This is a genomic window from Brevibacillus sp. MS2.2, assembly GCF_013284345.1.
GTDB lineage: Bacteria > Bacillota > Bacilli > Brevibacillales > Brevibacillaceae > Brevibacillus > Brevibacillus brevis_C.
The window spans coordinates 126533-150002 of sequence record NZ_JABSUZ010000008.1; the positions used below are offsets into that span (position 1 = coordinate 126533).

General features: G+C 42.7%; 26 protein-coding genes, 2 tRNA genes and 2 pseudogenes. 13 read left to right on the top strand and 17 right to left on the bottom strand.

The features are described from left to right. Window positions 1-26 precede the first annotated feature (26 nt). Entirely contained in the window at window positions 27-1145 is a 1119-nt protein-coding gene (locus HP568_RS09775) for a hypothetical protein (RefSeq protein WP_173628965.1), read from the bottom strand. 150 nt (window positions 1146-1295) lie between these two features. On the opposite strand from HP568_RS09775, the gene HP568_RS09780 reads away from it, so the two are divergent. Continuing rightward, window positions 1296-1520: a PLDc N-terminal domain-containing protein gene (locus HP568_RS09780; protein WP_048033865.1), complete on the top strand. Its 225-nt coding sequence runs from the start codon at window positions 1296-1298 to the stop codon at window positions 1518-1520. Window positions 1521-1596: 76 nt separating this feature from the next. Here HP568_RS09780 and HP568_RS09785 read toward each other — a convergent pair. Next, window positions 1597-1812 (bottom strand): annotated as a pseudogene (locus HP568_RS09785) (cytochrome P450); the annotation flags it as partial. A 292-nt stretch (window positions 1813-2104) separates the two neighbouring features. Next, window positions 2105-2644 carry a 4'-phosphopantetheinyl transferase superfamily protein gene (locus tag HP568_RS09790; RefSeq protein WP_254551111.1) on the bottom strand — a complete coding sequence of 180 codons (540 nt, stop codon included), beginning with the start codon at window positions 2642-2644 and terminating at the stop codon, window positions 2105-2107. 558 nt (window positions 2645-3202) lie between these two features. Here HP568_RS09790 and loaP point away from each other — a divergent pair. The 4 genes from loaP (at window position 3203) to HP568_RS09810 (ending at window position 6170) form a co-directional block, all read left to right on the top strand. Beyond that, window positions 3203-3736 (top strand): antiterminator LoaP, encoded by a 534-nt coding sequence (gene loaP / locus HP568_RS09795; RefSeq protein WP_173629009.1) that lies wholly within the window; start codon window positions 3203-3205, stop codon window positions 3734-3736. A gap of 170 nt (window positions 3737-3906) precedes the next feature. Continuing rightward, on the top strand, window positions 3907-4737 hold the full coding sequence (locus HP568_RS09800; protein WP_173629010.1) for a lipase family protein: 831 nt from the start codon (window positions 3907-3909) through the stop codon (window positions 4735-4737). 38 nt (window positions 4738-4775) lie between these two features. Beyond that, window positions 4776-5594 carry a lipase family protein gene (locus HP568_RS09805; RefSeq protein WP_173628967.1) on the top strand — a complete coding sequence of 273 codons (819 nt, stop codon included), beginning with the start codon at window positions 4776-4778 and terminating at the stop codon, window positions 5592-5594. Between the two features lie 162 nt (window positions 5595-5756). After that, window positions 5757-6170 carry a hypothetical protein gene (locus HP568_RS09810; protein ID WP_173628968.1) on the top strand — a complete coding sequence of 138 codons (414 nt, stop codon included), beginning with the start codon at window positions 5757-5759 and terminating at the stop codon, window positions 6168-6170. Between the two features lie 273 nt (window positions 6171-6443). On the opposite strand, the gene HP568_RS09815 is transcribed toward HP568_RS09810, so the two are convergent. The 5 genes and pseudogenes from HP568_RS09815 to HP568_RS09840 form a co-directional block, all read right to left on the bottom strand. Further along, entirely contained in the window at window positions 6444-6578 is a 135-nt protein-coding gene (locus HP568_RS09815; RefSeq protein ID WP_015892250.1) for a cyclic lactone autoinducer peptide, read from the bottom strand. Beyond that, complete coding sequence (locus HP568_RS09820) at window positions 6568-7104, bottom strand: accessory gene regulator ArgB-like protein (RefSeq protein WP_173628969.1); 537 nt, start codon at window positions 7102-7104, stop codon at window positions 6568-6570. The genes HP568_RS09815 and HP568_RS09820 overlap by 11 nt, the downstream gene beginning before the upstream one ends. After that, complete coding sequence (locus tag HP568_RS09825) at window positions 7097-7753, bottom strand: hypothetical protein (protein WP_048033872.1); 657 nt, start codon at window positions 7751-7753, stop codon at window positions 7097-7099. The genes HP568_RS09820 and HP568_RS09825 overlap by 8 nt, the downstream gene beginning before the upstream one ends. A gap of 425 nt (window positions 7754-8178) precedes the next feature. After that, the gene (locus HP568_RS09830; protein WP_048033873.1) at window positions 8179-8430 is read right to left on the bottom strand and encodes a hypothetical protein; all 252 of its coding nucleotides are present in this window, start codon (window positions 8428-8430) and stop codon (window positions 8179-8181) included. An 854-nt stretch (window positions 8431-9284) separates the two neighbouring features. Next, a pseudogene (locus HP568_RS09840) lies at window positions 9285-9701 on the bottom strand (DUF4280 domain-containing protein); the annotation flags it as partial. Between the two features lie 403 nt (window positions 9702-10104). Between HP568_RS09840 and HP568_RS09845 the strand changes: the two are divergent. Beyond that, window positions 10105-10347 carry a hypothetical protein gene (locus tag HP568_RS09845; protein WP_173628970.1) on the top strand — a complete coding sequence of 81 codons (243 nt, stop codon included), beginning with the start codon at window positions 10105-10107 and terminating at the stop codon, window positions 10345-10347. A 741-nt stretch (window positions 10348-11088) separates the two neighbouring features. Here HP568_RS09845 and HP568_RS09850 read toward each other — a convergent pair. Next, complete coding sequence (locus HP568_RS09850; RefSeq protein WP_173628971.1) at window positions 11089-13644, bottom strand: HNH endonuclease family protein; 2556 nt, start codon at window positions 13642-13644, stop codon at window positions 11089-11091. 681 nt (window positions 13645-14325) lie between these two features. Between HP568_RS09850 and HP568_RS30265 the strand changes: the two genes are divergently transcribed. Further along, a complete protein-coding gene (locus tag HP568_RS30265; protein ID WP_375154932.1) occupies window positions 14326-14631 on the top strand; it encodes a tyrosine-type recombinase/integrase in 306 nt (101 codons plus the stop codon). A gap of 69 nt (window positions 14632-14700) precedes the next feature. Here the strand turns inward: HP568_RS30265 and HP568_RS09860 are convergent. From HP568_RS09860 to HP568_RS09870, 3 genes are all read right to left on the bottom strand, one after another. Next, window positions 14701-14776 (bottom strand) — tRNA-Val (locus HP568_RS09860). A 25-nt stretch (window positions 14777-14801) separates the two neighbouring features. Further along, window positions 14802-14878 (bottom strand) — tRNA-Ile (locus HP568_RS09865). A 366-nt stretch (window positions 14879-15244) separates the two neighbouring features. Then, on the bottom strand, window positions 15245-15838 hold the full coding sequence (locus tag HP568_RS09870) for a phosphatidylglycerophosphatase A family protein (RefSeq protein WP_173629011.1): 594 nt from the start codon (window positions 15836-15838) through the stop codon (window positions 15245-15247). Between the two features lie 177 nt (window positions 15839-16015). On the opposite strand from HP568_RS09870, the gene HP568_RS09875 reads away from it, so the two are divergent. Beyond that, on the top strand, window positions 16016-16720 hold the full coding sequence (locus tag HP568_RS09875) for an alpha/beta hydrolase (protein ID WP_173628972.1): 705 nt from the start codon (window positions 16016-16018) through the stop codon (window positions 16718-16720). A 2-nt stretch (window positions 16721-16722) separates the two neighbouring features. On the opposite strand, the gene HP568_RS09880 is transcribed toward HP568_RS09875, so the two are convergent. Next, a complete protein-coding gene (locus HP568_RS09880; protein ID WP_015892263.1) occupies window positions 16723-16881 on the bottom strand; it encodes a hypothetical protein in 159 nt (52 codons plus the stop codon). Window positions 16882-17026: 145 nt separating this feature from the next. On the opposite strand from HP568_RS09880, the gene HP568_RS09885 reads away from it, so the two are divergent. Together HP568_RS09885 and HP568_RS09890 are read left to right on the top strand one after the other, a co-directional pair. Continuing rightward, on the top strand, window positions 17027-17536 hold the full coding sequence (locus HP568_RS09885; protein ID WP_048033880.1) for a YjcG family protein: 510 nt from the start codon (window positions 17027-17029) through the stop codon (window positions 17534-17536). A gap of 78 nt (window positions 17537-17614) precedes the next feature. Then, window positions 17615-18070, top strand: coding sequence for a GNAT family N-acetyltransferase (locus tag HP568_RS09890; protein ID WP_173628973.1), 456 nt, complete (start codon window positions 17615-17617; stop codon window positions 18068-18070). A 106-nt stretch (window positions 18071-18176) separates the two neighbouring features. Here the strand turns inward: HP568_RS09890 and HP568_RS09895 are convergent, their stop codons facing one another. Beyond that, window positions 18177-19076: an NAD(P)-dependent oxidoreductase gene (locus HP568_RS09895; protein WP_173628974.1), complete on the bottom strand. Its 900-nt coding sequence runs from the start codon at window positions 19074-19076 to the stop codon at window positions 18177-18179. Window positions 19077-19275: 199 nt separating this feature from the next. On the opposite strand from HP568_RS09895, the gene HP568_RS09900 reads away from it, so the two are divergent. Both HP568_RS09900 and HP568_RS09905 read left to right on the top strand, forming a co-directional pair. Continuing rightward, window positions 19276-19791, top strand: a complete 516-nt coding sequence (locus HP568_RS09900) for a TetR/AcrR family transcriptional regulator (protein WP_173628975.1) — start codon at window positions 19276-19278, stop codon at window positions 19789-19791. 112 nt (window positions 19792-19903) lie between these two features. After that, window positions 19904-20326 carry a DUF3995 domain-containing protein gene (locus HP568_RS09905; RefSeq protein ID WP_173628976.1) on the top strand — a complete coding sequence of 141 codons (423 nt, stop codon included), beginning with the start codon at window positions 19904-19906 and terminating at the stop codon, window positions 20324-20326. Between the two features lie 62 nt (window positions 20327-20388). Here the strand turns inward: HP568_RS09905 and HP568_RS09910 are convergent, their stop codons facing one another. Further along, entirely contained in the window at window positions 20389-21234 is an 846-nt protein-coding gene (locus HP568_RS09910; protein WP_173628977.1) for a PHP domain-containing protein, read from the bottom strand. A gap of 106 nt (window positions 21235-21340) precedes the next feature. On the opposite strand from HP568_RS09910, the gene HP568_RS09915 reads away from it, so the two are divergent. Continuing rightward, entirely contained in the window at window positions 21341-21703 is a 363-nt protein-coding gene (locus HP568_RS09915) for a hypothetical protein (protein ID WP_048033886.1), read from the top strand. Here HP568_RS09915 and HP568_RS09920 read toward each other — a convergent pair. Both HP568_RS09920 and HP568_RS09925 read right to left on the bottom strand, forming a co-directional pair. After that, window positions 21673-22602 (bottom strand): MBL fold metallo-hydrolase, encoded by a 930-nt coding sequence (locus HP568_RS09920; protein WP_173628978.1) that lies wholly within the window; start codon window positions 22600-22602, stop codon window positions 21673-21675. The genes HP568_RS09915 and HP568_RS09920 overlap by 31 nt on opposite strands. A gap of 9 nt (window positions 22603-22611) precedes the next feature. After that, complete coding sequence (locus HP568_RS09925; RefSeq protein ID WP_173628979.1) at window positions 22612-23334, bottom strand: YitT family protein; 723 nt, start codon at window positions 23332-23334, stop codon at window positions 22612-22614. Window positions 23335-23470: the final 136 nt, after the last annotated feature.

The window sequence follows — 23470 nt, forward strand, 5'->3', positions numbered from 1 at the left end:
TACATCACATAGAGGGTTTTGGGTTCCTACTTCTGAGGAATCGTCACCGTTAACTCTTCTTCCGTATTCTTCTGATAATCTTTTTTCTGGTATAGGAGTTCGGTTTCACTCTTCCATTCGAGTGGGAAGTAGTCCGTGTGATCATTGGCTTGAAGCAGCTTTTTCTGCTTCATGGTAGCCAAATCGTACAGCCATATATCTTCTGTCTCTTCGTCTTCCATCCCGTATTTTTCTTTAGCAACTCTCCCACTTAATAAAGAAAAAGCTGCCCATTTCGAATCTGGTGAGAAACGGAATTGGTAAATATACGAGAAAGGCTCACTCATTTTATCGGTTGCTACCTGATAGATTTGTCCGCCGCGATGTCTGCTCGTTCCTGTATCCAATAAGAGATACGCAGAATCGGGAGACCATGTAAAGAAATAGCGGTCGATGACAGCCTCTTTTATTGGGGAGGGAGAATCGTTGCCAACCTTCCAAATGTATGCCTGACCATCTTCGGTAGTTCCCTTATAATAGGCGACTGCTTGAAAGTTCGGCGACCATTTGGCGTGAAATGTATCTTCGCTTGTATACAGCTTCTGCTCGATCTTGTCCATTTGCTGCCATGTTTCCGGACTCACCTGTATACTTTCAGCCTCCAAGGTTGGCTGTGGATAAGTAGCGGGATCAAAAAGATGATAGAAATACTTCAAGCCATCTTCTCCAAGTACTTTTACATGGTGAGTCGAAGGTTCATAGTAGCGGGCATTTCCGCGATCCCCGTCCTTGTCGGGTAGGTAAAATGTGTATTCATCCTCTTTCCACACCCCCTGATAGGTTCCCCCTTTCACTTTTTCTATTTCACGGATTTTATTGAGTACTTGATAAGGAGACCGAGGTTCTTTTTGTTGTTCTTCCACTGGTTGCTTGGTAGGTGCTGTTGTGTTTGGACTAGAGGCTGGAATCGGTTCAGGTGTTGGTTCTTTCCCTATTTCTTGATTTGGTGTAACGGATGGAGTAGGGCTTGGTTTTGCTATGGTCTCTGTTGTTATTCCGGTGTTCTCCGATGTGATCGGTTTGGTCGTTTCCTGTTGACATCCAGCTATCAAAGCGACCATGCAGAGCATCGACAGCCATTTTATTTTGTTCGAAGCTTTTCTCAATGGTTAAGCGCCTCCAAGATGGTAAGAAGTTGAAATAATACATTCCAATTATACCAATTTTTACAGGCATAGAATAAATCCATTACACAATTCTCTCATCTTTATATATAATTGGGAAAGTCTTGAAAACATTCAAAAGCAGGTGATCCTTTGGTTCAAGTAGGCGATGCTCCCTCTACCTTTTTTGTGTTCCTCCCGCTCCTTCTCATCTTATTTTTAAACGTGATTAATATTGTCATCAGTATTTGGGCATACCGTGATGCGAGGAGACGTGGGAATAGCAAGGAGTTCTCCATCATTGTGCTTATTGCGTTATTGTTTTTTCCGATTATTGGGTTGATTGTTTATTTAGTGATTCGGAAAGATAAGTATTGAAAAGTAAGGAATTCTATTTTCCTTACTTTTTTGTTTTCTAGGAAAGCCAAACCTGTCGCAACAATTCGGTTAGGAGCTATGCTTTTCGATAAAAAAAGCAGTCAAATCCACCGATTGAGATGTCAGAATAGCACCTGATCATTTCTGTTAGCATCACCTTTGCCTCCAGTCTGGATAATGGTGCGCCCAGGCATAGGTGGCAGCCCTTTCCAAATGATAACTGCTTATTGCTATTAGGTCGCTGGATATCGAATTGATCTTCCTGTGCAAAGGTATTTTCATCACGATTGGCATAACCGAGCCATGCAAGCTAATGGCAAATAATCCGCCCCAAGCATGAAAGCGACCGCAGCAACTTCAGGAGTTCCAATGGAATGTACCTTTTCCTCTAACCTAAGCATCCATTTGCGAAATACCGGATTCTGATCAAAAAGGTCTTTTCCCCATCTGATCGTACTGAGACCCCTGTTCAGAAAACAGAAACACAACAGGCTTTTCCATGTATGGTGCCCCCCTTGTATATATGAAAGGTTTTTATAAAGAAAACTCCCCACAGCCTGGTCATTTGACCGCTTGTGGGGAATTCATAAGCGATTTGTCATGGGTGGTTCTATCTCCTGAAGTTCATCCTTTACTACAGCAACATTCCACTCAGTCTTTTTCGGGTAGGTGATCGAACACACATAGTCGCCAAGGATAAAAGATGCAGTACGGTATTGGGGAAAGTTTTCAAAGAGACTATACACAACCCCATTCTTTGCCTCCACTTGGCTTATTTCATAGATATGAAAAGAAGTTGTTAGGCCAGTCTTCAAAATTTTGGATAACGCTTCCTTGACTGTCCAGAAAAGAGTGAGAGTCGTTTCATAGGAATAAGGCAAGCATGAAAATAAATTGCCCTCTTTCACTGTCATTTGCGTCTCCAGAACTTTATTTCTATCAACGCTAATTCTCTCAACATCAATTCCCATCGGTAGCTCTTCCGAAAAAGCAATGGCTGCGGCAAGATCGTCACAGTGGGTGATACTCACTTGGACATTGGTTGTATTCGGTAGGTTCACGACAGGGTGATGAAAAATGCCCTGTTCAATACATATTCGCTCTAAGCTGTCTTCTCCAGTCAAAACCGAAACGGCTCTTTTGGCGACATATCTCCCTGTCAGGTAGCTTTTTACTCTCCGCTCAAACTCCAGATGAAAATAGTACTCGAATTCTTTTGGATGCAGGAATTTTACCATTTTAAAAAAATCAGTGGGAGCAGAAAAGCAGCCCAAACACAAACTTGCACGAAACTCTCTATCCGTGCCTTTTACAACGAATTCTTTCGTAGAGATCTGTGGAAATACATGCAATCCAATCTCCGCCTTCCGTTCTCCTACTATGCCAATGGGCAGAGCTTCCCCAGTTCGTGGGTCAATAAAAATACACACTACTGTTTCTCCGTATGTCCTCCCTACATTCCTTTAACGTGCCGAAACATCGATTAAAATTCCCTATGGGATTTTCCTTTCGATAAAAAGCTTATATAGCTAGCTCTTTAAATTTATGCAGAATGTTACGACAACTGCATTTATTGCATAATACAAGGAAATTGGATATATTTAGTATAATAACACGTTTTTTGGAAATCATAAAGAACTCCAGACTTTCGAATCCACTTCATAATGAAAGGATTGCTCACCTTGAAATGGTATGCCATCTTTGTAGATTCTGGTAAAGAAGAAGTCGTTCAAAAGTACCTCAAACTCTATTTTAATGAGGAGTCTTTAAAATCCCTTGTACCGAAGAGATTGGTTCCTGAGAAAAAATCAGGCATTGTGTATAATGTCCTGAAGAATATTTTTCCTGGATATGTACTTATTAAAACTGAAATGACTAACGATATGTTCCATAAAATCAAAAAAATCCCTATAAATTTTCGTTTGGTCAATAACCGTAGTTACTATTCGCAAGACGAGGGCGTTTATTATTCGAGCATTGATGAAAAAGAAATCATCCCGATACTCCAACTCATGGGCAACGGTGAGGTTGTCGATTATTCAAAAGTTTATCTGGAAAATTCAAAGGTGATCGTAGAATCTGGTCCCCTAAAAGGACTGGAAGGCATTATCAAAAAAGTGGACAAGCACAAAAAGAGGGCTAAAATATTTCTATCTTTTATGGGAGTAGAGAAGACAATTGATGTGGGAATTGAAATCCTCTCAAAACCTTCTTAAATGGGGAGCGTCGTGTACGCGCCCCCTTTTTATTTTCTTCATACAAGCACGCATTCCATCGTAAAAACATAGGCTCATGGTAAGTGACATTCGAATAGGATTTCCCTGCTTTCATTTGGGAGGGACAGACAAAAGTTCGATGATTCTTGTTTGGAAAGGAATTTGTCTACATGGTTTTCTCGGACGAAGACAACATGTTTACTAGTCAGGCTGCCATTTTCCTTGCGGCCATGAGCTATCAGACTTATCTATTATATTTTAATGAGGAGCTTATCTTACCCAAAGGCTTTCAACTCCGATACACGATTCGAGCTTCAGCTGACGTAGAGAATCCAACTGAACATATCTATGGTTTTGTGGCAGAATCAAAAGATGAAATCATCATTGCCTTCAGAGGGTACGCAGCCTATCCGGCAGACCTTTTGGCAGCCTATGACATCTTACAAATTCCCTATCCTTTTGTTACAGATGCAGGGAAAACCTTACGTGGATTTACATGCCTGTATCAGTCAACACGAGATCGATTACTGAGAAAAATAAATCAGTTTTCCGCATCAAAAAAGCTGATTATCACTGGACACAACTACGGTGGAGCTCTGGCTGTGCTGGCAGCTTTAGATATAGCGGTAAACACGCAGTTTAGACACCCAATCGTTTATACCTATGGCAGTCCGCGTATTGGTGACCCCCACTTCGCTTCTCGCTTCAATAAAGTCGTTCCAAATAGCCTGCGCATTGTCAATGTTCACGACTCTTTCCCTACCTTCCCCGATCAAAAGTATCCGCCTCCTTTTACCCAGGAAGGCATCTACTATCAACATGTAAAAAACAAGTTTCCTCTCTCGTTTCAACTGAATAATACGCCTCGCAACGATAGTATCGCCTGCTATTTTCATAGCCTCACTCAGCTTGACCCTGATTATGCCCAAACGCTCTGTGTGGAAAATCCGGGGTTTTGTCCCGATACCGATACGTGTATTCCGTTTCAAGGCAAATGCTAGCTTTGACAGCCTTGAAACCGAGAAAGGGAGACACATGAATGATCGATCGTATTTATAACAGTGAAGATGCGATTTTACTTGCGGCCATGGTCCATCAGGCCTATCAGCTTTTTGAAACAGATTCACTTGTCTTGCCACAAGGGTATCGTCAACGCTCGGCGATTCGAGCATTGGCTGGTGTTGAGACGCCGGAGCCCGAGGTATTTGGTTTTGTAGCCGAGTCACCCGACAGTATCGTTGTTGCTTTTCGGGGAACACGCACGTTTAACGACAATGAGTCAGATCAAGATTTGTATCAAGTCCCCTATCGATTTGTCAGAAAGGCAGGAAAAACCCACCGTGGGTTTACTTGCATTTACCAATCCGCGCGAGATGAATTGATTCGGGAGTTGAGCAAGCTCCCTAGATCGAAAAGACTATTTGTTGCGGGGCACAGTTTAGGGGGAGGCTTGGCCGCACTTGCCGGCTTGGATATTGCCGTGAATACGAAGTTTACGCGACCTTTTGTGTATACGTATGGGAGCCCTCGTGTCGGAGATCCTGTCTTTGCTTCGCGGTTTAATGAGACTGTAAAAAACAGTGTTCGGATCGTGAATGTTCATGATATTATTCCGACGTTGCCGTCCAAGGCGTATCCTCCTCCGTTTACGAAAAAAGGGTTGTACTACCAGCATGTCGATCCGAAGCATTTGTTGGATTTTCAGTTGAATAGCTTAGCTGTAAGGAATCATGAAATTGTTTGTTATTTTAAGTTTCTGGCGCCGGAGGACCCTGGGTTTACGGAGAGGTTGTGTGTGGAGAATGAGGGGTTTTGTCCGGATACAGGGATGTGTGTGCCGTTTTTAGGGGGATGTTGATTCCATTGAATCACTCTCTTTTTTTATGCCCTCTTTATCACGGCGTGAGAGGTAATCTACAAAAAAACTTATTGATAACAGTTATCAACAGGATTATAATGGTTATAATTTCCAAATATTTACTTCCGATCGTGATTGAGAAAAAAAGGAGGCATTACGATAATGAAAAAAGCCATTTTAGCAGGGGCATTAGGAATTGCACTATTTTCAGGTGTATCTTTGCCAGGAGTGGAAGTCTCAAAAGCTAGCGCAGCAGCTACAGCTTTAGACATGCAAGAGGTTACGAAACACTATTCTTTGAGTTCATACGAAGTGACGCAAAAAGAATCTTTTTCGCTTAAAAAGGGAGAAGAGCTTACGATATTTGTAAACAATTCAGGATTCCCGATCTCTTATACAGTCTTTGATGCGGATAATCAAGTGATTGGTACATACCAAGCTAATTCACCTTACGGACGCGTCTTTCAAGCAGATAAAGATGGCAATATTTCTGTGCAATTTCAAGCTGGAGCGAATTCTTCCTATATGAAAAAAATGAATTTTACAGCTAAATTCGCTATTTCCAAGTTTTATTAAGCGTTAAGAGAAAGGGGCTGTTTCAAAAATCGATTTTCCGACTAAACGACAGTCCCCTTTGATTCATTAACGATTCAATAAACAGTGTTGTGGACGCCAATGAACCAGGCGCAATAAAAAAAGAAAGCCCCTTGTCTACCAAGGGGAATGAAGTTATTGGTAACGATCTGAAAGAAGCAGTCTATAAGTACAAAACAATCATACGCGGATGTTCATAAAATTAAGATTTACAGAATCGCAATGGGGCAACCAATTTTCCCCGTTGCTTGCTCCTTATTTCTTTAATTCTTCTGGAATTTCAGGTTTCCCCACGAAACCAAAGGATGCGGTAGATACCGCCAGTACCGCAACAAATGAAGCAATTGCTGAAACATGCTTCGCTACGAACATCATCGCTTTATTTTTCATCTTTTCCACCTCCTTTCAGTGGAATGAGCGTCAGTGCTTGCACAAAAAAGGTCTTAACCAGTGTCTCGCTTTCTATGAAAAATAATAAACTGACGATGATAATGGAGATGATCTTGAGGAGCAAAGTCTGATTCTGTTTGAATAGTCGTGATTGCATTTCCATTTTTTGCGGTGCAAAAAGTGCTACTAGGACTAATGTGATGATAATAATCGGGGTGACAAAATCATTAGGAAGGGTAATGAGAGGGATGAATACAGCTCCCGCTATACTTGTCATGGTGCAGTAGACGGACGATGAGTAGTGAAATCCTCCTGAAAATTGGCGTAGTACTAAAAATCCGGCCAATGTGAGTAATGTTCCTTGAAACGTCCCAATCAAAAGTGAAATGGTAAGGCTAATTGTAATGATGAGCAGCATGTTGATGATAAGGATCAACCCAAACTTCATGGTAGGAACCGACTTCGTTTCATGTGGATTGATCGATTTTAGTTGTATGGCTATTCTTTCAGCAAGAGTTTCAATCATATTCCCCATCCCTTTTTATAGCCAGCCATGCCAGTATCGTGATTCCGATTGCCATCCCAAAGAAGATCCAGACTAAGGAAGCAATTCCATATGTGCTTGCTAATTTAAACAAGACCGTTATCAATACTCCTGTTACAATGATCAGTGACAAAATCACCATGTTGATTCTATGATAAATAAAGAAAGGCGCTCCATCTCTGACAAATGTAAATTGCAATCTACATTTCCGAAGTCCATAGCATAATGCAAAGGTAAGGAATGCGGAGATTGTCTGGAATATGAACCCTGTGTTGATGGTTCGATCCTCTAACGATTCAATTGTCTCTAAGGTTCCTATGACGGTCAGGAAGAACACTTCCACCATCTGAATCCCCAAGTATATTCCAGCTGTTATAATAGTCATTAAGGCAGCATGTCCCCAATTAACGTTCCATACCAGGATTAATGCCCCAAAGATGATGACGACTTGAGCTATAGTTGCATAGTCTCCATATGGCGTAAATTGTCGCAGCCCAAACGAGAAAAGCATTAATACCAGACTCACAAAGAGAATCCGGTTGATATGCACCAAAAAGCCAAACCTAAATAGTGTAGTCATAAGAGCAAATATTGCGAGGTATTCCAACGTTGAAAATAGGACAAACAGCATGTAACTTTTTCACCTCAATTACTTATTGAGGGTTATATTCTACTAGAAACGACAGATTCCTGCTTGAATTTACCATATTTGACATTTTAGAGACCGTAGCCGTTCCGAAGATAGTTTCCAAGACCCAAGACATTATAATGCTGCGCTTCTTCTTATTCAAGGTGTCAATCCTTAAGTGGTAAGTGAAAGATAGGACATCCAACCATCCGATTGGCTCAATACTCTTACTCCTTCCAAATTCGTGTACCTAAAACAAAAACCGCCCGGTTATTTACCTGGGCGGCTTATTCATCGTGCGTACACTTAGGATAGAGCGGTTTTTGATTTATTTGCAAAAACCGTCAAAAGTGTCAGATTTGTAAACCCTTCGAGTTGAAGAGGTTTATTTGGCATTGGGTAACCCCCACCAAAGCACAAGGACTCTACTAAGACTCGAACGCTGTTCTTTCCGGAAAATTTCCGCCTTCTCTAATTAGACAAACTGCCAACCGCTGCGCCGCTCTGTCAAAATAAAACTTAGATGGAATACTTAGGTCGGGTATTCCTTCTAGCTCGGAAAATTTTCTGGTTAATTTGTTTAATTCAATTTTACCCATTATATTTTCATTTGGTCCAAATTTGTATACAACAGTTTCATCATTTTCAAATTCTTTTAGTAACAAAACATATGAAGCCAATATTACTCCTCCTCTGGTGGATACCATGGACGCCCAGAATCTACCGTTCTGTCGTGAGCAGTTCTGTAATCCGTCTTAAATATTCCTTCAAATTTAGATTCAAAAATTTCATGATTCAATAAGTCGATGTCATTCGGTTTGTATGTCCCTTTTTGAAGCCTATCCCAAGCTTGAGCAATTTCATAATCAGCTTCAAAACGTCCTACACCATGCTCCTTGATGTGTTCTTTGAAGAATACATGCTCTTTTATCCTTTGTACCCTATGTTCTACCATCCCAGTATTTTTTGCAATAGCCTGAACATCAACATTTGACGTTCTAAAGGATTCGTACATTTCATCTGCTTTGTCTAAACGTCTTAGATATTCATCGACAGAGAGTTCTCTACCACCTGTCTGAACTTTCGCCGGCACCTTCTTTCCTTTTCTTGCAGCATCCACTATTTGTTTTACGTTTTTACTTCTTCCGAGCGTAAGTGCACTCAAGGCAAGTCCACCGATTGCAATTCCATCCGCGAGATTGATTTTATCATCCCGCAACGTATCCAAGTCTTCTTGCATTGGCTCTATATAGCCTTCCCTTACAAACACGCCAACACCCTTAGGCAAATCCTCTGCCGCCTTCTGTAAACCTTTTGGCAAATCATTTGCAGCTTTCTCCAAAGCCCCTGGCAGCTCACTTGCCGCTTTTTGCATCGCAGCAGGAACGTCTCCCAGCATCGAGATTCCTTTGACGAAATTATCCCACATGCTTGGCTTTTCCTGCGGCTTTTCGCAAGCTGGTCCTTGTCCAAAACCAGCAGCAGACGGCCCGCTGTCTGTTGACGACTGATTTCCTATCGTCACACCACCCAAATCCTGCCCGTCATCTTCAATCTTGATCTGCCCACAATAGAAACACATATTCGTTGATTTATTTAGCAATGCCGGATGGCCGCCGACCATTTTGTCCGCTTTCCCATCTATCCATGGCATTGTGGTCAGAGGTATGCACGGCATTGGAGTAAGTACACCGTTGTTAGCTGCCGTGGCAGAAGCGACTGTGGGATTTTGTAAGCTGTTGCACTTTCCAAAGGGCATGATATTTACGTTGGGAACAAAATCCATGATGTTCATTTGCGGCTTTCCTTTTACAAAAACACCATGGCTGAACTGCATTTTCAACCGACTCTGTTTACTTCCGCTGCTGCAAGATAAAATGGCTCCCACAACCACGTAGCTGTTGCGTTCAGCGCTTGACTGCTGGATATTAATACCTTCAATATTGGGCATACAGTCTCCTCCTCTCTGTAAAGGTTTCCATACAGATGGAAGATGCTCTTGTTGATCGATACGCCTGATATCCAATCTATATATAAAAAGGAAAAAATGCCCACGTTTTGATGTATCGGATATAGAAAGGTCACGAGCAATAGGTATAAAGTTACAAATACACCTCTGTGTTCGAAAAACCGCCTTATTCAGTGCGGGATCTGCCCCGCTCGACATACCTGCAACATGGATTACAATAAACGAATATTGCCATGCGAGGACGGACCTCCATCTAGAGGAGATGGTACTAATTCAAACTAGCAAGTAAACTCAAAAAGTCGATGAGGCATTATGAACGCCCATCGACTTTTTTTGAATAAGATATTAAACTAAGAAAAATCAAGCGGTGATAATAGGGGGAAGTATGGACTATACATATGAATCTTTACTGACCGATTTAAAAATTGTACGTGAAATAGAGTTTGAATATAAAGCATCAAGATACTCCATTACTCGAACGAATGGATGTTGGAACTTCACCACATTCAATCAAGAAGATTATCTACAGATAAAGAACCTTAATGATATCGGTTTAGTAAAAGTTGAGGATTGTTTACTAAAAGATCTATTTGATTTAGGAAAATATCAAGACTTAACTATTTTTTAATGTAATTTATTGAATTTGTCTGCTCAACACCCGATTAATGGGTGTTTTTTTATTGAAGTTTATGCACATTCTTCTCATATCTAACAAGTAACCCAGTAGACACAACTATGCATACACATAAAGAAGTCCTTCTTTATTCGAATTGTCTACTATGTACGTCAAGCTATCTTGAACTATTTTACATTAGATGAAAAATATATATAGATACTTACACGATCCTTTTAATGCACATTGCTCAAAGGATTGAGACTAAAAAAGCCTCCCCCGTTGCAGTGCAGATCACTTTAAAGGAAGGCGATAATTTTACTGTGTTGTTTTTTACTCGTCTCCATTGATTCCACTTGGGTTAGATCCTGTTTAAGTCCTCCAACTGCCTGTTGTCAAAGAAGCCAGTACAACAGTTCTCCTTCCAAAGAAACAGCTTCAATCAACTGTATGATAAGCTGCATTAGATACGAACATGTAAAACAAAAAAACCCTTGATTCCTCAAGGGTTCGAGCCTTCATATTATGGGGATCCGGACTGGGTTCGAACCAGCGACCCCCACCCTGTCAAGAGTGGGCAATGTTATAGTTCGAATAAAACAAATCAGAGATACTATCTCTAAATATTGCTGAAATTGCATGAATCAAAGATCCTTCAAATCATAAAAATTATTAAGATGCTAACTGATAATAATTTTGGCACCAGCGTGGCACCAAATTAAATCACAAGTTATACGCCTCTAACGCTAGTACTTGTTAATATTTTGTTTTTTTTCTCCTATTACACTCCTTGTGGGTAGCCTGTAAATTGAGAAAAGAGTCTCTTCCACCTACTGCTAAAGGCTTAATATGATCTACTTCTATCTCATCTCCCGAAAATAAATATCCACTACATAAAGGGCAGATATTATTCTGCTTCTTTATTAGCTCTTTTTTCTCGTCATCAGTTAAAGTTATTTTTCTGCTTTCAATGCTAAAGTTGTCCCAAAAGGCTTGTACTTTACTTAAGAAATAACTAAGTCCATTACCGTTAGAGACATTTTTCATTAGCTCGAATATATTTGTTATCTCTGTTTTAATTTCAGTTCTGTGGGTTCGAATCATCTCTGAGTTAATATTATTTAGCAGATACCAAAGTGTATAAAAGTTTTGAAGGGTTCTTCTTGCATTCATACCTCCTTTTGGAAAGACTGAGTTTAATTCTTCACCTAAGAAATCATTTAAGTTATCAGTATCTTTGTCAATTAAAACTGTTTTTACCTTCCTTATGAAGGATTCAACATTTTTAATGGACTTAATAAAATCCGATTTCACATTATCATTGATAGACGATAGATTGAGTATTTTAGTTATGTCATTCTTATCTTTAATCCTGGCATTTACTTTTTCCGCAATCTTGTAAATATCAAGGTAGGCTGAAACTTCTTCCTTGGTTACTTTACTTTTATACTCAAGATAGGCTAAAGATGTATACAATTCCTCATTCTCCATACGGTTGTTATTTTTCCTAGAATAAAACCATCCTGAATGCTTTTGTGTATTTTCCTTGATTGCACTTATAATTTCCTTATCTATATAAGAGTTCCACATTTCGAATGTGTTTTCCCGTATTGGATAAGGTTTGTTGTTAAGTCTGATAAATAAATCAATTGGATCAAAGTTAGGGTTAATCTTTTCATCAATGTTTACTACTGACAAATTAAAATCAAAAATTTTATCCTTTAGAGAATCAGGTAAATCATCAAATTTTTTTCCATTAAGTTCGTTTAGAATAGGTAGTTTACTTAAAGTAAATTTATACTTTTCAGATTTTACTCTTTTTCCACCCTCGTCTGTAAATTCTTCACCAATAAATCCAAGAATTGAAAGTAATCTCTGTTGACCATCCACTACTTCGGAAATTCCATCATTTCTTTTATAAACAAATAACGGGGGCAATTTTATCCCTAACAAAATACTTTCAATTAAAGCAGAAGATTTAACCTTATTAATTGCTTCTCCACGTTGGTAAGAAGGACGTACTAAAAACCTTTGCCTTAACATCTGCCTACATATGTCTTCAATCGTGGTAGTTGAAGCATCTGGTTTATTTAACCTTAATGATTCAAATTCATGTAGTTTATTAGGGTCAGTATTTACTTCACTTAATAATTTTTCAGACTTAAACCGACCTTTATTATTTAAATATAGATCAAAACTTATACCGAATTCCTGCTCAAAAATCGACGCTGTAAAAGTGTATCTCTCATTGAACTCTTTATAAAAGTGACTATTATCTGTTTTATATTTGTCAATATTGTTTGCAACTATATTGACAAGTTTTTTCTTAAAGTCAGGATTATTTATAAGGTTTAAATCAATTTTTTCATTCTCAAGGATTGACAAAGCCCAAAACAAGCATTCAAAAACAAGTCTGTTTGAAGGGCTATTTGTTAACATAAATTGATCCTTCAAGTCTTTTAAAAACTCAATTTTGTTAAGAAAATTGTTATAGAAAATTTCTATATCATCAATACTATTCGATAAGTTTTCAAAAAATCTTCCAATCAAATCTTTTCTACCTTTTGAAGTAGAGAAATAACCAATTGGAATATTATGAAGCACTAAAAAAGTCCTGATTTTATCCATTACTTTCTCTAAAGTTAAGCTCTTTTCCATTAGCTCCATGTCTCTCTCTAAAAAAAACAGTTCAAGAATCCACGAATATTGATATTTATTTTGTTTTAATTGGTTCTTAAAATATGAAACAGTATCATCTCTTATATATTTTGCCTTCTCAACCTCAACGCTTTTTAATGGAGTTATTCCTGAATTGTATCGCCTAAATATCTCCTTTTTTATAAGATCTTCTTTCCTATCATCTAGGCGAGGCTCATTTACAACACCATACTCTATGATACGAAGTTTAGTATCCCAAAAAATATCTTTAATATCGCTAGGTAAATCGTCAAAACTTTTTTTCTTCAAATATTTTAGAACATTTAACCCATTGTTAGTCAGATGGAATTGGTTTTCAATAAATCTTTTGATGGTTTCAAATCTTTGTCTACCATCTATAACTTCTATTTGCTTTCCTGTGTTAAAAAAAACTAATGGTGGAATTTCTGTCCCTAATAAAATACTTTCAATAAAATAAGATGCTTTATCAGTATCCCAAACATAATTTCTTTGATAATAAGGATCGTACACTGTATTTTTTTGTCGGCGAGTATTAGCAAACAAAGTTTCAATTGACATAACCTTGGATTCAATAGTTAGATGAGATTTAAATATTTCATGAATCTCTTCATCTTTAAGGAAAATATCGCTCATTAGTTCTCCTCTTTTGTTTTAAAAGTAATAAATGACTACCTTATTCTACCATGTTAATTGTGGCAATTCCTACACTTTTGCTCATTATTTGAACGAAATCTTCTATCGCCTCTGATTACATAATCTAGGAATAAAAACGCTTGATCTATGTCTTCTTTTTTCTTAGAAATTTTTGTGTGTACAATAAATTTAGGAATTTTTTGTATTGGTGTTAAGAAGGTTACCGATTGACGAGAAATATTTACTGAAGGACTCGGCATTATCTTTAATAACCCAATTGAACATATTGAAAAGCCGCGGTTGGTTAAAAGTGAAATGTCTGCATGGGAAGTTTCTGAGGTCGAAGTCTTTCTGAAGAATGCTAAAGACGACTGATTATATCCTGCTTTCTTACTCGCACTATCAACAGGCATGAGACAAGGGGAAATATTGGGGCTTCGTTAGAAAGATATTGATTTTGAAAACAATACTTTGGCTGTTCGTCAAACGCTAAGCCATGACGGCAAAACATCGACCACGGAAGCAAAAACGAAATCAAGCCTTAGAACAATTTATCTTCCAAGTCATGTACTTGCCGCTTTAAAAAAGCACAAGAACATAGAGTAAGGCAGGAGAAGTTAAAAACCGGGGCAGAATATCAGGATTTCGACCTAGTAATGCACATCTATTGGAACACCTGTTATCCCTAGAAACCTTACTAGAACGTTCTACGGGCTTGTTGATAAGACAGGGGTTACACCTATCCGCTTCCATGACATGAGGCATACACATGCCACACTGCTTCTTCAAGAGGGAATACACATTAAAGTAGTTGCTGAGAGGTTAGGGCATAGCAATACAAGAATGACATTGGATACTTATAGTCATGTGCAATCTAACATGCAATCTAACATGCAAGCTTCAGCGGCTGAGGCAATTGATGAACTTCTGTTCAAGAAAAAAAGTGATTGGCACCAAAATGGCACCATTGTTAGTGCAGAGGCATGAAAAGAGGGATATTTAGGATTGCTAAAAAAGCAAAAAACCCTGATATATCAAGGGTTCTAATCTTATGTATGGTGATCCGGACTGGGTTCGAACCAGCGACCCCCACCCTGTCAAGATGGTGCTCTCCCAACTGAGCTACCGGATCATGGGATATGTGTGTGATCGTTTAATGGTGGGCCCTGTAGGACTCGAACCTACGACCAATCGGTTATGAGCCGACCGCTCTGACCAACTGAGCTAAGGGCCCGAATCGTATCGGACGTCGATCACATTTATTACTATACAGCATCGTAAAATGGATTTCAAGAGGAAATGAATAATTTCTTGTAAAAATTTTCACTCGTACCAAAAGAACACTAAGAAACCCAGTGAAATCAGGCTTGTTTTACCCTTGCAAAAAGCCATTCCCCACCACTGCTGCCCACATCCCCCCCCTACAAAACATGGGGATTACCTACATGATGGCATCACATCATACATGACTGCATCAAGCATATGAGCAACACCGGCGAAGAATTGGCTCCTGCTAAGCTGAAAGCGATCCAATAAAGTTACAACAAAAACAAGATAATTAGGTAACGATCGAAACAAACTCCCTCATCCCAAACCTAACCTACCCCGCCTGCTCCGTCCCTTTCCCTTTCTCCTCGACAAGCAGCTCCGTTTCCTGTTGCTTCAACGCCTCACTTCGTGCCAACTCCGCCTCCTGCTCATCTCTCATCCGATGCGCCATTCGGCTAGACGCATTGGCTGCCACACTCGCCACGAGGTCGTCCAAAAACGTGTGAACACGTCCCTCTGCCGACTTGGTATCCAGCCTTTTAATCACCCCAACCTTGTGCTTATCCAAATGACCAAAGGTGGTCACCGCGATACTTCCATATCCAAATACGGAGCCTAGCGCCAATGTTTCGTCGCATCCGAAAAGTCCTTCATCTGACGCGATGATGGATTGGAGCGGCTCGGACAAGAGACCCTTCTCTGCTAACGTATCCAACTCAACGCCAACCAGGATGGCGTGCTGCATTTCCCTTTTTTCCAAGACTGCTTTCACGCTCTCGATGCACTGCGCCATTGTGAGATCTGGATGGTAGGGCGACTGCATGAGATAGACGATCTCTGCGATATCATCCACCGTCACTCCGCGTTCTGCCAAACGTGCGAGAGCAGCGTTTCTGACTTCGATGCTGTGTACTTGCTTCTTCATATAAGAGACAACCCCTTCCACAAATCGAGTGAAGTCGTTTCCTACCATAGTATCACACGCTGACCAAATTGCGACAATCTTTCGCCCACAGCCTGACCCTGCACCCAAACTCTTGGGCATGCCCGCTCGCTCCTGTATAATAATGAACAGGAATATCCCAATAAGGAGGACACCGCAGTGGCCCTTGAGGAAATCATCTTGGAAAGCCGGCATTTGGGGACGCCGGAAAAGCTGATTGTCTACACACCCCAACGCTACTCGCCACTCTACTCGTATCCAGTCCTCTACGTACAAGATGGAGAAGATTACCTGGCAATGGGTAGAATGGCTTCTTTGCTGGATCAATTGAATGGGGACAAAGAATTGCCTGATATCATCGCTGTCTTTCTCCCAGTCGAGAAAAGCAAACGGAACGAACGTTATCATCCGGATGGCAAGGAGCATATGGCCTACCGTCGCTTCCTCGCCGAAGAAGTTGTAAGCTATGTCGATACGCATTACTCCACTCATCCTTTGGGAAACGCTCGAACACTTCTTGGCGAATCTTTGGGCGGCGTTGTCTCTCTGTTCACTGCTCTTCACTATCCACATACGTTTGGACAAGTTGCCTGCCAGTCGATTGCCATGGACGCAAAGTTAAATCGTCTGGTTGCTGACGCTGACTTTTCCGTACCGCAAACCATTTATTTGGAGATCGGGACGGAGGAAACGGCAGTAAGCACGGGCCGAGGCACATTGAATCTTCTAGCGGCCAATGAAGAACTACGCGAGATTTTGGGCACGAAAAAAGCCACCCTCGTTTATGAAACGTTTGAGGGTGACCATACGTGGGGCCACTGGCAGCGTAATCTACCGCGTATGCTAAAGACGCTTTACGGGTAAACTTACCGTGGCTGTTCTTCTTGTGGACCTTCATCCTTGATAGTCGATACGAGAGCCTCTTCGAATTCTCCTTTTCGTATCGCAGTCAAGATCGTGAAGGTCAGCACAGACAGTAGAAGCAGGACGAGAAAAATGAATGTGATCATCATAGCCGTATGCATGCAGTGCGGCACCTCCTTGCACTACACAGTCTTTCCTTTCGCACAAGGAATATACGGACCCACGCTTAACATTACACAAATGAAGAATTTTCTGTTAAAATAAGATCTTGTAGAGCATGATAGATAGTAAGGAGGAGTGGTTCTGATGATGTACAGTATCGTAATTTTCCCATCTAGCAAGGTGCAAGAAGTAGCCAACTCTTACCGGAAACGTTATGACCCGGGCTATGCTTTGGTTCCTCCGTATATCCGTTTGAAGGAAGCCTTTGAGCTGGATGAAGCCAAGCTGCCTGAGCTGGTGAGCCATCTGGAGCAGGTTGCCTCCTCTACCGACAGCTTTTCGGCCCATTTCCATCGGGTATCTTCTTTCCACCCTACCAACAACGTGATCTATTTGGCTGTGCAAAACAAAGAACCATTCAACGAGCTGCATCAAAAGATCGCCAATCAGTGTGTGAATGAAAAAGAAACCTACGCATACGTACCGCATCTGACCATCGGGCGTGACCTGTCCGACGATGAGCTGCGGGATGTAACCGGCCAACTGAGCATGGCAAAAATTGACTTGAACAGCGAGATTGATCGCTTCCACTTGATTTATCAGCTCGAGGATGGCATCTGGAGCGTTTACCAGACTTTCCTTCTCAAAAAATAAACAGCTTTTCCTCAATCACCAACCCTCCCTGCGTATCCAACGTAGGGAGGGATATTTTCTAACAAAGGACGAATAGCGATGAACCTGCAAACCTACCAGATCCAAAAAGCCACCACTGAACAAGAATTGGCGGATGCCCTGTCGGTACGCCGAGTCGTTTTCATCGAGGAACAGGAAGTACCGGAAGAGTTGGAAATCGATGAGCATGACACCTTGGATGGTGGAACGATTCATTTTGTGGCCTACCGCGATGGAAAGCCAGTGGGCGCAAGCCGTATCCGTACGTACTCACCTGGCGTGGGAAAAATTGAGCGGGTGGCGGTTGCCAAAACAGAACGCGGTACTGGACTGGGCCGCCAAATCATGCTAGCGATGGAAGAACTGGCCAAACAGCACGGATATGACAGCCTGAAGCTGAACGCACAGACGCACGCCCAGCGTTTTTATGAAAAGCTCGGCTATGAACCTTTTGGCGACTTATTCGACGATGCGGGTATCGAGCATATTGCGATGGTCAAATCCATTCACGAATAACAGAAGCCGCGTGCAATTCCATTCCCTCAGACGGAATAACAACCTCGTTTTCGCGTTGATCATTATGCGAAGCGAGGTTGTTTTTCATTGGCACCAGAGAAAAGAATTATTTCACCAGCGGTTTCCGGATGGACTCAATTACGCGATCTAAAGAGTCAGCACCGTAGCCCTCTGCTACTTTCTGTGTGGCCAATGCTAGCAACGGCTTCAACCAATCAACGGGGATTCCCTGTTCCTGGCTGGCATGGATGATGTGTTCAAGTCCGAGTTTGTTCGTATTCATGTTGGACACATCGGTTGTGAAGTTTCCTTCATCACGGGCACGTGCGGCAACCGGATCGGATAAGAGCGGGGCAATCACGTGATTTACCCAGTTGGTTGCGTATGGAAGAAACTCTGTTCCTGTTATGTTTGCCGTACTTAATAGGGCATGTGCATGCATGGAGCCATACCAAGCCCCATACATCATGGTGAGCAGCGACAAATCATAGATCAACGGAACACCATAGTCTTCACCGAGATAGGCAGCGTTCCCTCCCAACAGTTGTAATGTCGGTTCATAGGCTTCAAATAAAGCCTTCGACCCGCCGTAGAAAATGAGTGTTTCTGGCAGTCCAATCATTTGAGGGACAGCCATGATCGCTCCATCGAGATATTGCCCACCGCGCTCGCTTACCCATTTGGCTGTCTTGCGTGCATCCTCCGGGGTTCCGGTGGTCAGATTGACGATGACACGCCCTGTTAGTTCACTTTCCGAGGGCTCCAGTAGCTCTTGCATGACTTTGTAGGTCGATAAGCAAACAACGACCAAGCTGCTTGCCGCGATTGCCTCTGTTACACTGCCCGCCAGCACTGCCCCCTTCTCGACTAAACCTTTGGCTCTATCTGCTGAACGATTCCAGACAGTCGTTGGATGACCGCCTTTTAGAAAAGCATCCGCGAGTGCTACTCCCATATTGCCAAGGCCAATAACCGTTACAGACGCAGGAATTGTTGTTGATTTCATAGGTCGACACTCCATTCATTTTATTTTTGCAAGCGAGATGATCCGGCGCTACATGCAAGGTCAACCGCTCTTGATTGCGATTCTAAAGCTTTACACTAGTGTGAATGTCAATACAAAAATCAATGCTTCTTGACACTTCTCACCCGGTGGAATAACATGGAACCAGAAACATACGATACCGTATCTTTTGGGGTGAACCATGCAATACGTACGCGAAGATTGGATTCGGGCAGGGCTCGATATGTTGGCTGAAGCGGGCATTGACGCTGTCCGTGTGGAGCCTCTCGCCAGAAAACTGAAGATCAGCAAGGGGAGCTTTTATCATCACTTTCCAGATCGTCAAGCGCTACTGGACTCCATGATCGATTATTGGGAGGAGCATGCGACCGAACGGATCATTCGAGCGCCACACTCGGACAACATGTCGTTGGAACAGTTGTTGGCGGGCGTTTTTAGCAGCGAGCGAAAAATCGAAGCCGCTATCTACAACTGGGCGAAACAGCATCCTGCCCTTTCCAAGCGTCTCGTGGAAATCGAGCAGCGCAGGATCGGCTTCGTTGCCTCTTTGTATGAGAAAAAAGGGCTGGCTCCCACCGATGCAACGGCACGCGCTCAGCTCGCATACCTCCTCTATATTGGTTGGCTCGTGCGCAGGGAGCTGGAAGTGCCTTTTGATATGTCCGCACCGTTGCATCATTTTATGACTTGGATTTGATTACCCCCTACCTACCTGCCTGACAGATTGTCTTGCGCAGGGATTTTTCCACCCAAAACATACGGATGCGTATCTTCCACAAAAACCTTACGAATCAATAGGAGGCATTCTCATGATGCATGTTTTCCCCATCTCATCTGCTATCTTCTTAGTCATCGTGTCCTTGCTGCATTTTTATTGGGCCTTTGGAGGAAAATGGGGGACCGATTCTGTCATTCCCACAACCGCTGATGATTCACGTCGGACTTTTTCCCCTGGGATAGGCGGAACGATCATCGTTGCCTGCTTGCTCGCATGTGCCGCTTACATGTTGCTCGCCCAGAGCGGTTATCTCTCTCCCGTAATAGCCCCTGCTCTCATTCAATGGGGATGCATTGTCTGTGCCGCTGTATTTGTCCTGCGGGCTGTTGGAGACTTCAACTACATTGGCTTTTTTAAAAAAGTAAAAAATACGAAGTTTGCCCGTCAAGATACGGCATTGTATACCCCTCTATGTTTGTGGTTAGGGATATCATTTCTGCTTGCATTGTTTTAAGTTCACAAAAAACCCTCTTCCCATAAAAGAGAAGAGGGTCGTTTCCATTACGTATGGATGAATTACGCCTTCCGCTTCGCCGCAATCGCACGTAGCTGTTTAACAGCATCCATCGCTACGGTATGAGAGCCGAGCATCGCATGAAACGGCTCCTCTCCACGCCAGCCATGGAAATCAGAACCGCCCGTTACAACAAGTCCGTACTGTGCTGCCCATTTGGTGTAACGCATTTTTTGTACCTCATCGTTGTCCGGGTGATTGACTTCAATCCCGTCCAATCCGAATACAATTAACTCCTGGACCAGCTCATCATCGTCATACAGACCCGGATGAGCCAGCACCGCCACTCCGCCAGCCTCTTTGATCAGCGTGATTGCTTCCTGCGGGGTAATGCGAGGAGGATTGACATAAGCCGCTCCTCCTTTGCCCAAGTACTTATCGAAGGCCTCCGCGATCGTTGAAACGACGCCCAGCTCTATCAGTTCTTCAGCAATATGCGGTCGCCCGATATTTTTGTCCGTACCCTGCTTGCGGCGGTATACCTTTTCCAATGAAATGTCGATGCCGAGCTCCTGCAGTCGTGCTATCAGCAGTTGGTTACGCTCATGCCTTGTCTCTCGCAAACGAAAGAGACGCTCTTCAAAAGCTGGGTCTTCATACGGGACAAAATAGCCGAGAACGTGAATATCCTGCCCCTTCCCTACGGAGCTTACTTCGACTCCCGGAATGATTTCCACGTCGAGTGCACGGGCAGCCTCCATTGCTTCTGGAATCCCTGCTACCGTGTCGTGATCCGTGATCGCCAGTGCAGCAAGTCCTGCCTCCTTCGCCAAACGTACGTTTTCCGCTGGCTCGCAGGTACCGTCTGACGCTTTTGTATGTGTATGCAAATCTGCCATAAGTTGCATCCTCGTCCACTCCTTCTTTTCTTTTTCTACAAGTCTGAATTGGTATTGCCGTACATAGTATTGGAGTAAGCTTGATTTCTCAATGGTTGAACCGAGGAGGATGTCCATGCGGTTAAAAAACAAGACCCTTACCGGTGTCGTTCAGCCACTCTCTTATGTTGACAAAATGCTGCGACAACAAGGCTTTCATCGATCAGGCGGGGACAGCATGCCCACGTACGATGTCGTCATGTACGATTCCGCCAGCAGCAGCGCGTATTTTTTGCGCATCCCTACGAACTACACCAACACAACAACCGGAAAAGGGGAACTGAATGTCAAACTGGGTCATCCGTATTTGGAAGCTAAGTTCTATATGAACACCACGTCCGAAGAAGTTTTTTTCATTCCCAAGGCCGTCCGCGAAGCTGCAGAGCATAAGCTAGCAGAAATCGCCGATTACCTTTCTGTTCCCTCTGCTCCATCCTGAACGGTTCTCCACAACCACCGATTATGTTCAAACCGGTATGCCACCCTCTTTGTTTTCTGAAGCCCGACCAAGTACCCCATAAACGCCGTTCGAAACAGAACGTAGCTCGAAGCATTCTCTATGGAAATGTGTAAACGCTCACATAGGAGAGTGAACGCTTCTTCTGGTGTTCTCTCCTCTACCAAAATGTCACAGATCACCGAGAAAATCCGCTCATGCCAAGCAATATTTTTATTCACGGCATCATGAGAGGTGGTGGTATATGCTCCGTGCCCAGGCAAGTATCCCTTGAAGTTGGTTGCAAGCAGTTTATGTAGACTGAGTAGGGTCTCATGCGCATCCACAAGAAACGGCAGCTTGTGCTTTTCCAAAACCTCTTCGCCTAAATAACTGTCGGCAGCGAAGCAAATCTCGTCACAGACGACGCCAACCTGTTGCCAGCTATGCCCCGGCAGAGAAAGGATAAAGAAAGGTACTCCAGCAATTTCGATCCCTTCATCCAGTGGAAGGAGGTGGTCCACCCGAGAAGGTTGCGCCAGCAAAAACTTGTTTTTGAGATCCTCAAGTGGTGCTGCACCCATATTCAAGTAAATGGGCTCAAGTATCGGATTCCGAATGATCGCCTCTTCCAGCGGTGGCGCATAAACCCTTGCTTCGGGCCAGCATCCGAGCAAGTAGGCGTTGCCACCGAAATGGTCGGCATGAGAGTGTGTTTGAATGATTGCACACAAGGGCTGGGCGATAGCGTCCAGTCCTTTCTTGATTTTTTTTGCGTTCTGGGTATCTAGACCAGAATCAATCAAGATCGCTCCATGCTCACCAATGACAAGTCCTATGTTAACATGACCAGAAAAATAGCCAACACGCTCTGTTATCATTTGAAATGCTTGTCCAGACAAAACAGTCCCTCATTTCATCCTTTTCCTATTTATTTTCTCCAAAATATCGCCTTCCCCTTCCCTATTCCTATATCTCGTGTTCGTAATTACATAGAGCCCCGACGAGCGATCATCCATTTGACGCGAAAAAAGCGGGCCAATGATCGTATACGGTGGCAGAGGTTGTCCGAGTCCACTGAACATATGCGTATTCGCCGCCACGGCAACGATTGTCAGCAAAGAGAAAATCATTCTCTCCATCCCGATCGTTTGAATCGAGGAGAGTACGATTAACCCATCTATTAGAAAAATCAGCAAGGCAACACGCAGCTTGTATCGTCTGGCAAGAAATTGCGCGAGCAGGTCTGTCCCACCCGTATTCGTCTCGTAGGCAAGCATCAAGCCGATACCCATTCCGATTAATACGCCGCCAGTAACTGCGGAAAAGGATGTTGACCATAGGTTCCAACCACGCATATCCGAGAGAATGTCTATGAAGAAAGCAGAAATCAGCATGCCGTGAAAACTGTGAAAAAACAATCGGCGATCATAAAAAAAGACGATGACATACACAGGGATACTTACCAAGATCATCACGAGACCCGGCGGCATTTGCATGTAATACGTCGCCAACAAACCGATCCCGATCATGCCCCCGTCCATCAGGCGGTGCGGCACCAAAAAGAGATTGACTCCTATGCCCAGAAGCACGCTTCCCGTGAGAATCGCTACACCTTTTTGCAGCCAGTACACGTCGCTCCCCTCCTTGAACCGTGCTCGTTTAGTTTATGATCGGAAAGCAGCAAGTATGTCCAAGCATTGCCTAAGAATGCGCTCGTTCAAATCGGAACGTTTTGACTGTTCGGTTGACCTATTGGTATACTTACGA

Bases quoted from the DNA above. Each gene is read 5' to 3' on its own strand.
- HP568_RS09800 (WP_173629010.1), top strand. From the start codon at position 3,907: ATGGTTTTCTCGGACGAAGACAACATGTTTACTAGTCAGGCTGCCATT.
- HP568_RS09805 (WP_173628967.1), top strand. From the start codon at position 4,776: ATGATCGATCGTATTTATAACAGTGAAGATGCGATTTTACTTGCGGCC.
- HP568_RS09810 (WP_173628968.1), top strand. From the start codon at position 5,757: ATGAAAAAAGCCATTTTAGCAGGGGCATTAGGAATTGCACTATTTTCA.
- HP568_RS09815 (WP_015892250.1), bottom strand. From the start codon at position 6,578: ATGAAAAATAAAGCGATGATGTTCGTAGCGAAGCATGTTTCAGCAATT.
- HP568_RS09820 (WP_173628969.1), bottom strand. From the start codon at position 7,104: ATGATTGAAACTCTTGCTGAAAGAATAGCCATACAACTAAAATCGATC.
- HP568_RS09825 (WP_048033872.1), bottom strand. From the start codon at position 7,753: ATGCTGTTTGTCCTATTTTCAACGTTGGAATACCTCGCAATATTTGCT.
- HP568_RS09845 (WP_173628970.1), top strand. From the start codon at position 10,105: ATGGACTATACATATGAATCTTTACTGACCGATTTAAAAATTGTACGT.
- HP568_RS09850 (WP_173628971.1), bottom strand. From the start codon at position 13,644: ATGAGCGATATTTTCCTTAAAGATGAAGAGATTCATGAAATATTTAAA.
- HP568_RS09870 (WP_173629011.1), bottom strand. From the start codon at position 15,838: ATGAAGAAGCAAGTACACAGCATCGAAGTCAGAAACGCTGCTCTCGCA.
- HP568_RS09880 (WP_015892263.1), bottom strand. From the start codon at position 16,881: ATGCATACGGCTATGATGATCACATTCATTTTTCTCGTCCTGCTTCTA.
- HP568_RS09885 (WP_048033880.1), top strand. From the start codon at position 17,027: ATGATGTACAGTATCGTAATTTTCCCATCTAGCAAGGTGCAAGAAGTA.
- HP568_RS09890 (WP_173628973.1), top strand. From the start codon at position 17,615: ATGAACCTGCAAACCTACCAGATCCAAAAAGCCACCACTGAACAAGAA.
- HP568_RS09895 (WP_173628974.1), bottom strand. From the start codon at position 19,076: ATGAAATCAACAACAATTCCTGCGTCTGTAACGGTTATTGGCCTTGGC.
- HP568_RS09900 (WP_173628975.1), top strand. From the start codon at position 19,276: ATGCAATACGTACGCGAAGATTGGATTCGGGCAGGGCTCGATATGTTG.
- HP568_RS09905 (WP_173628976.1), top strand. From the start codon at position 19,904: ATGATGCATGTTTTCCCCATCTCATCTGCTATCTTCTTAGTCATCGTG.
- HP568_RS09910 (WP_173628977.1), bottom strand. From the start codon at position 21,234: ATGCAACTTATGGCAGATTTGCATACACATACAAAAGCGTCAGACGGT.
- HP568_RS09915 (WP_048033886.1), top strand. From the start codon at position 21,341: ATGCGGTTAAAAAACAAGACCCTTACCGGTGTCGTTCAGCCACTCTCT.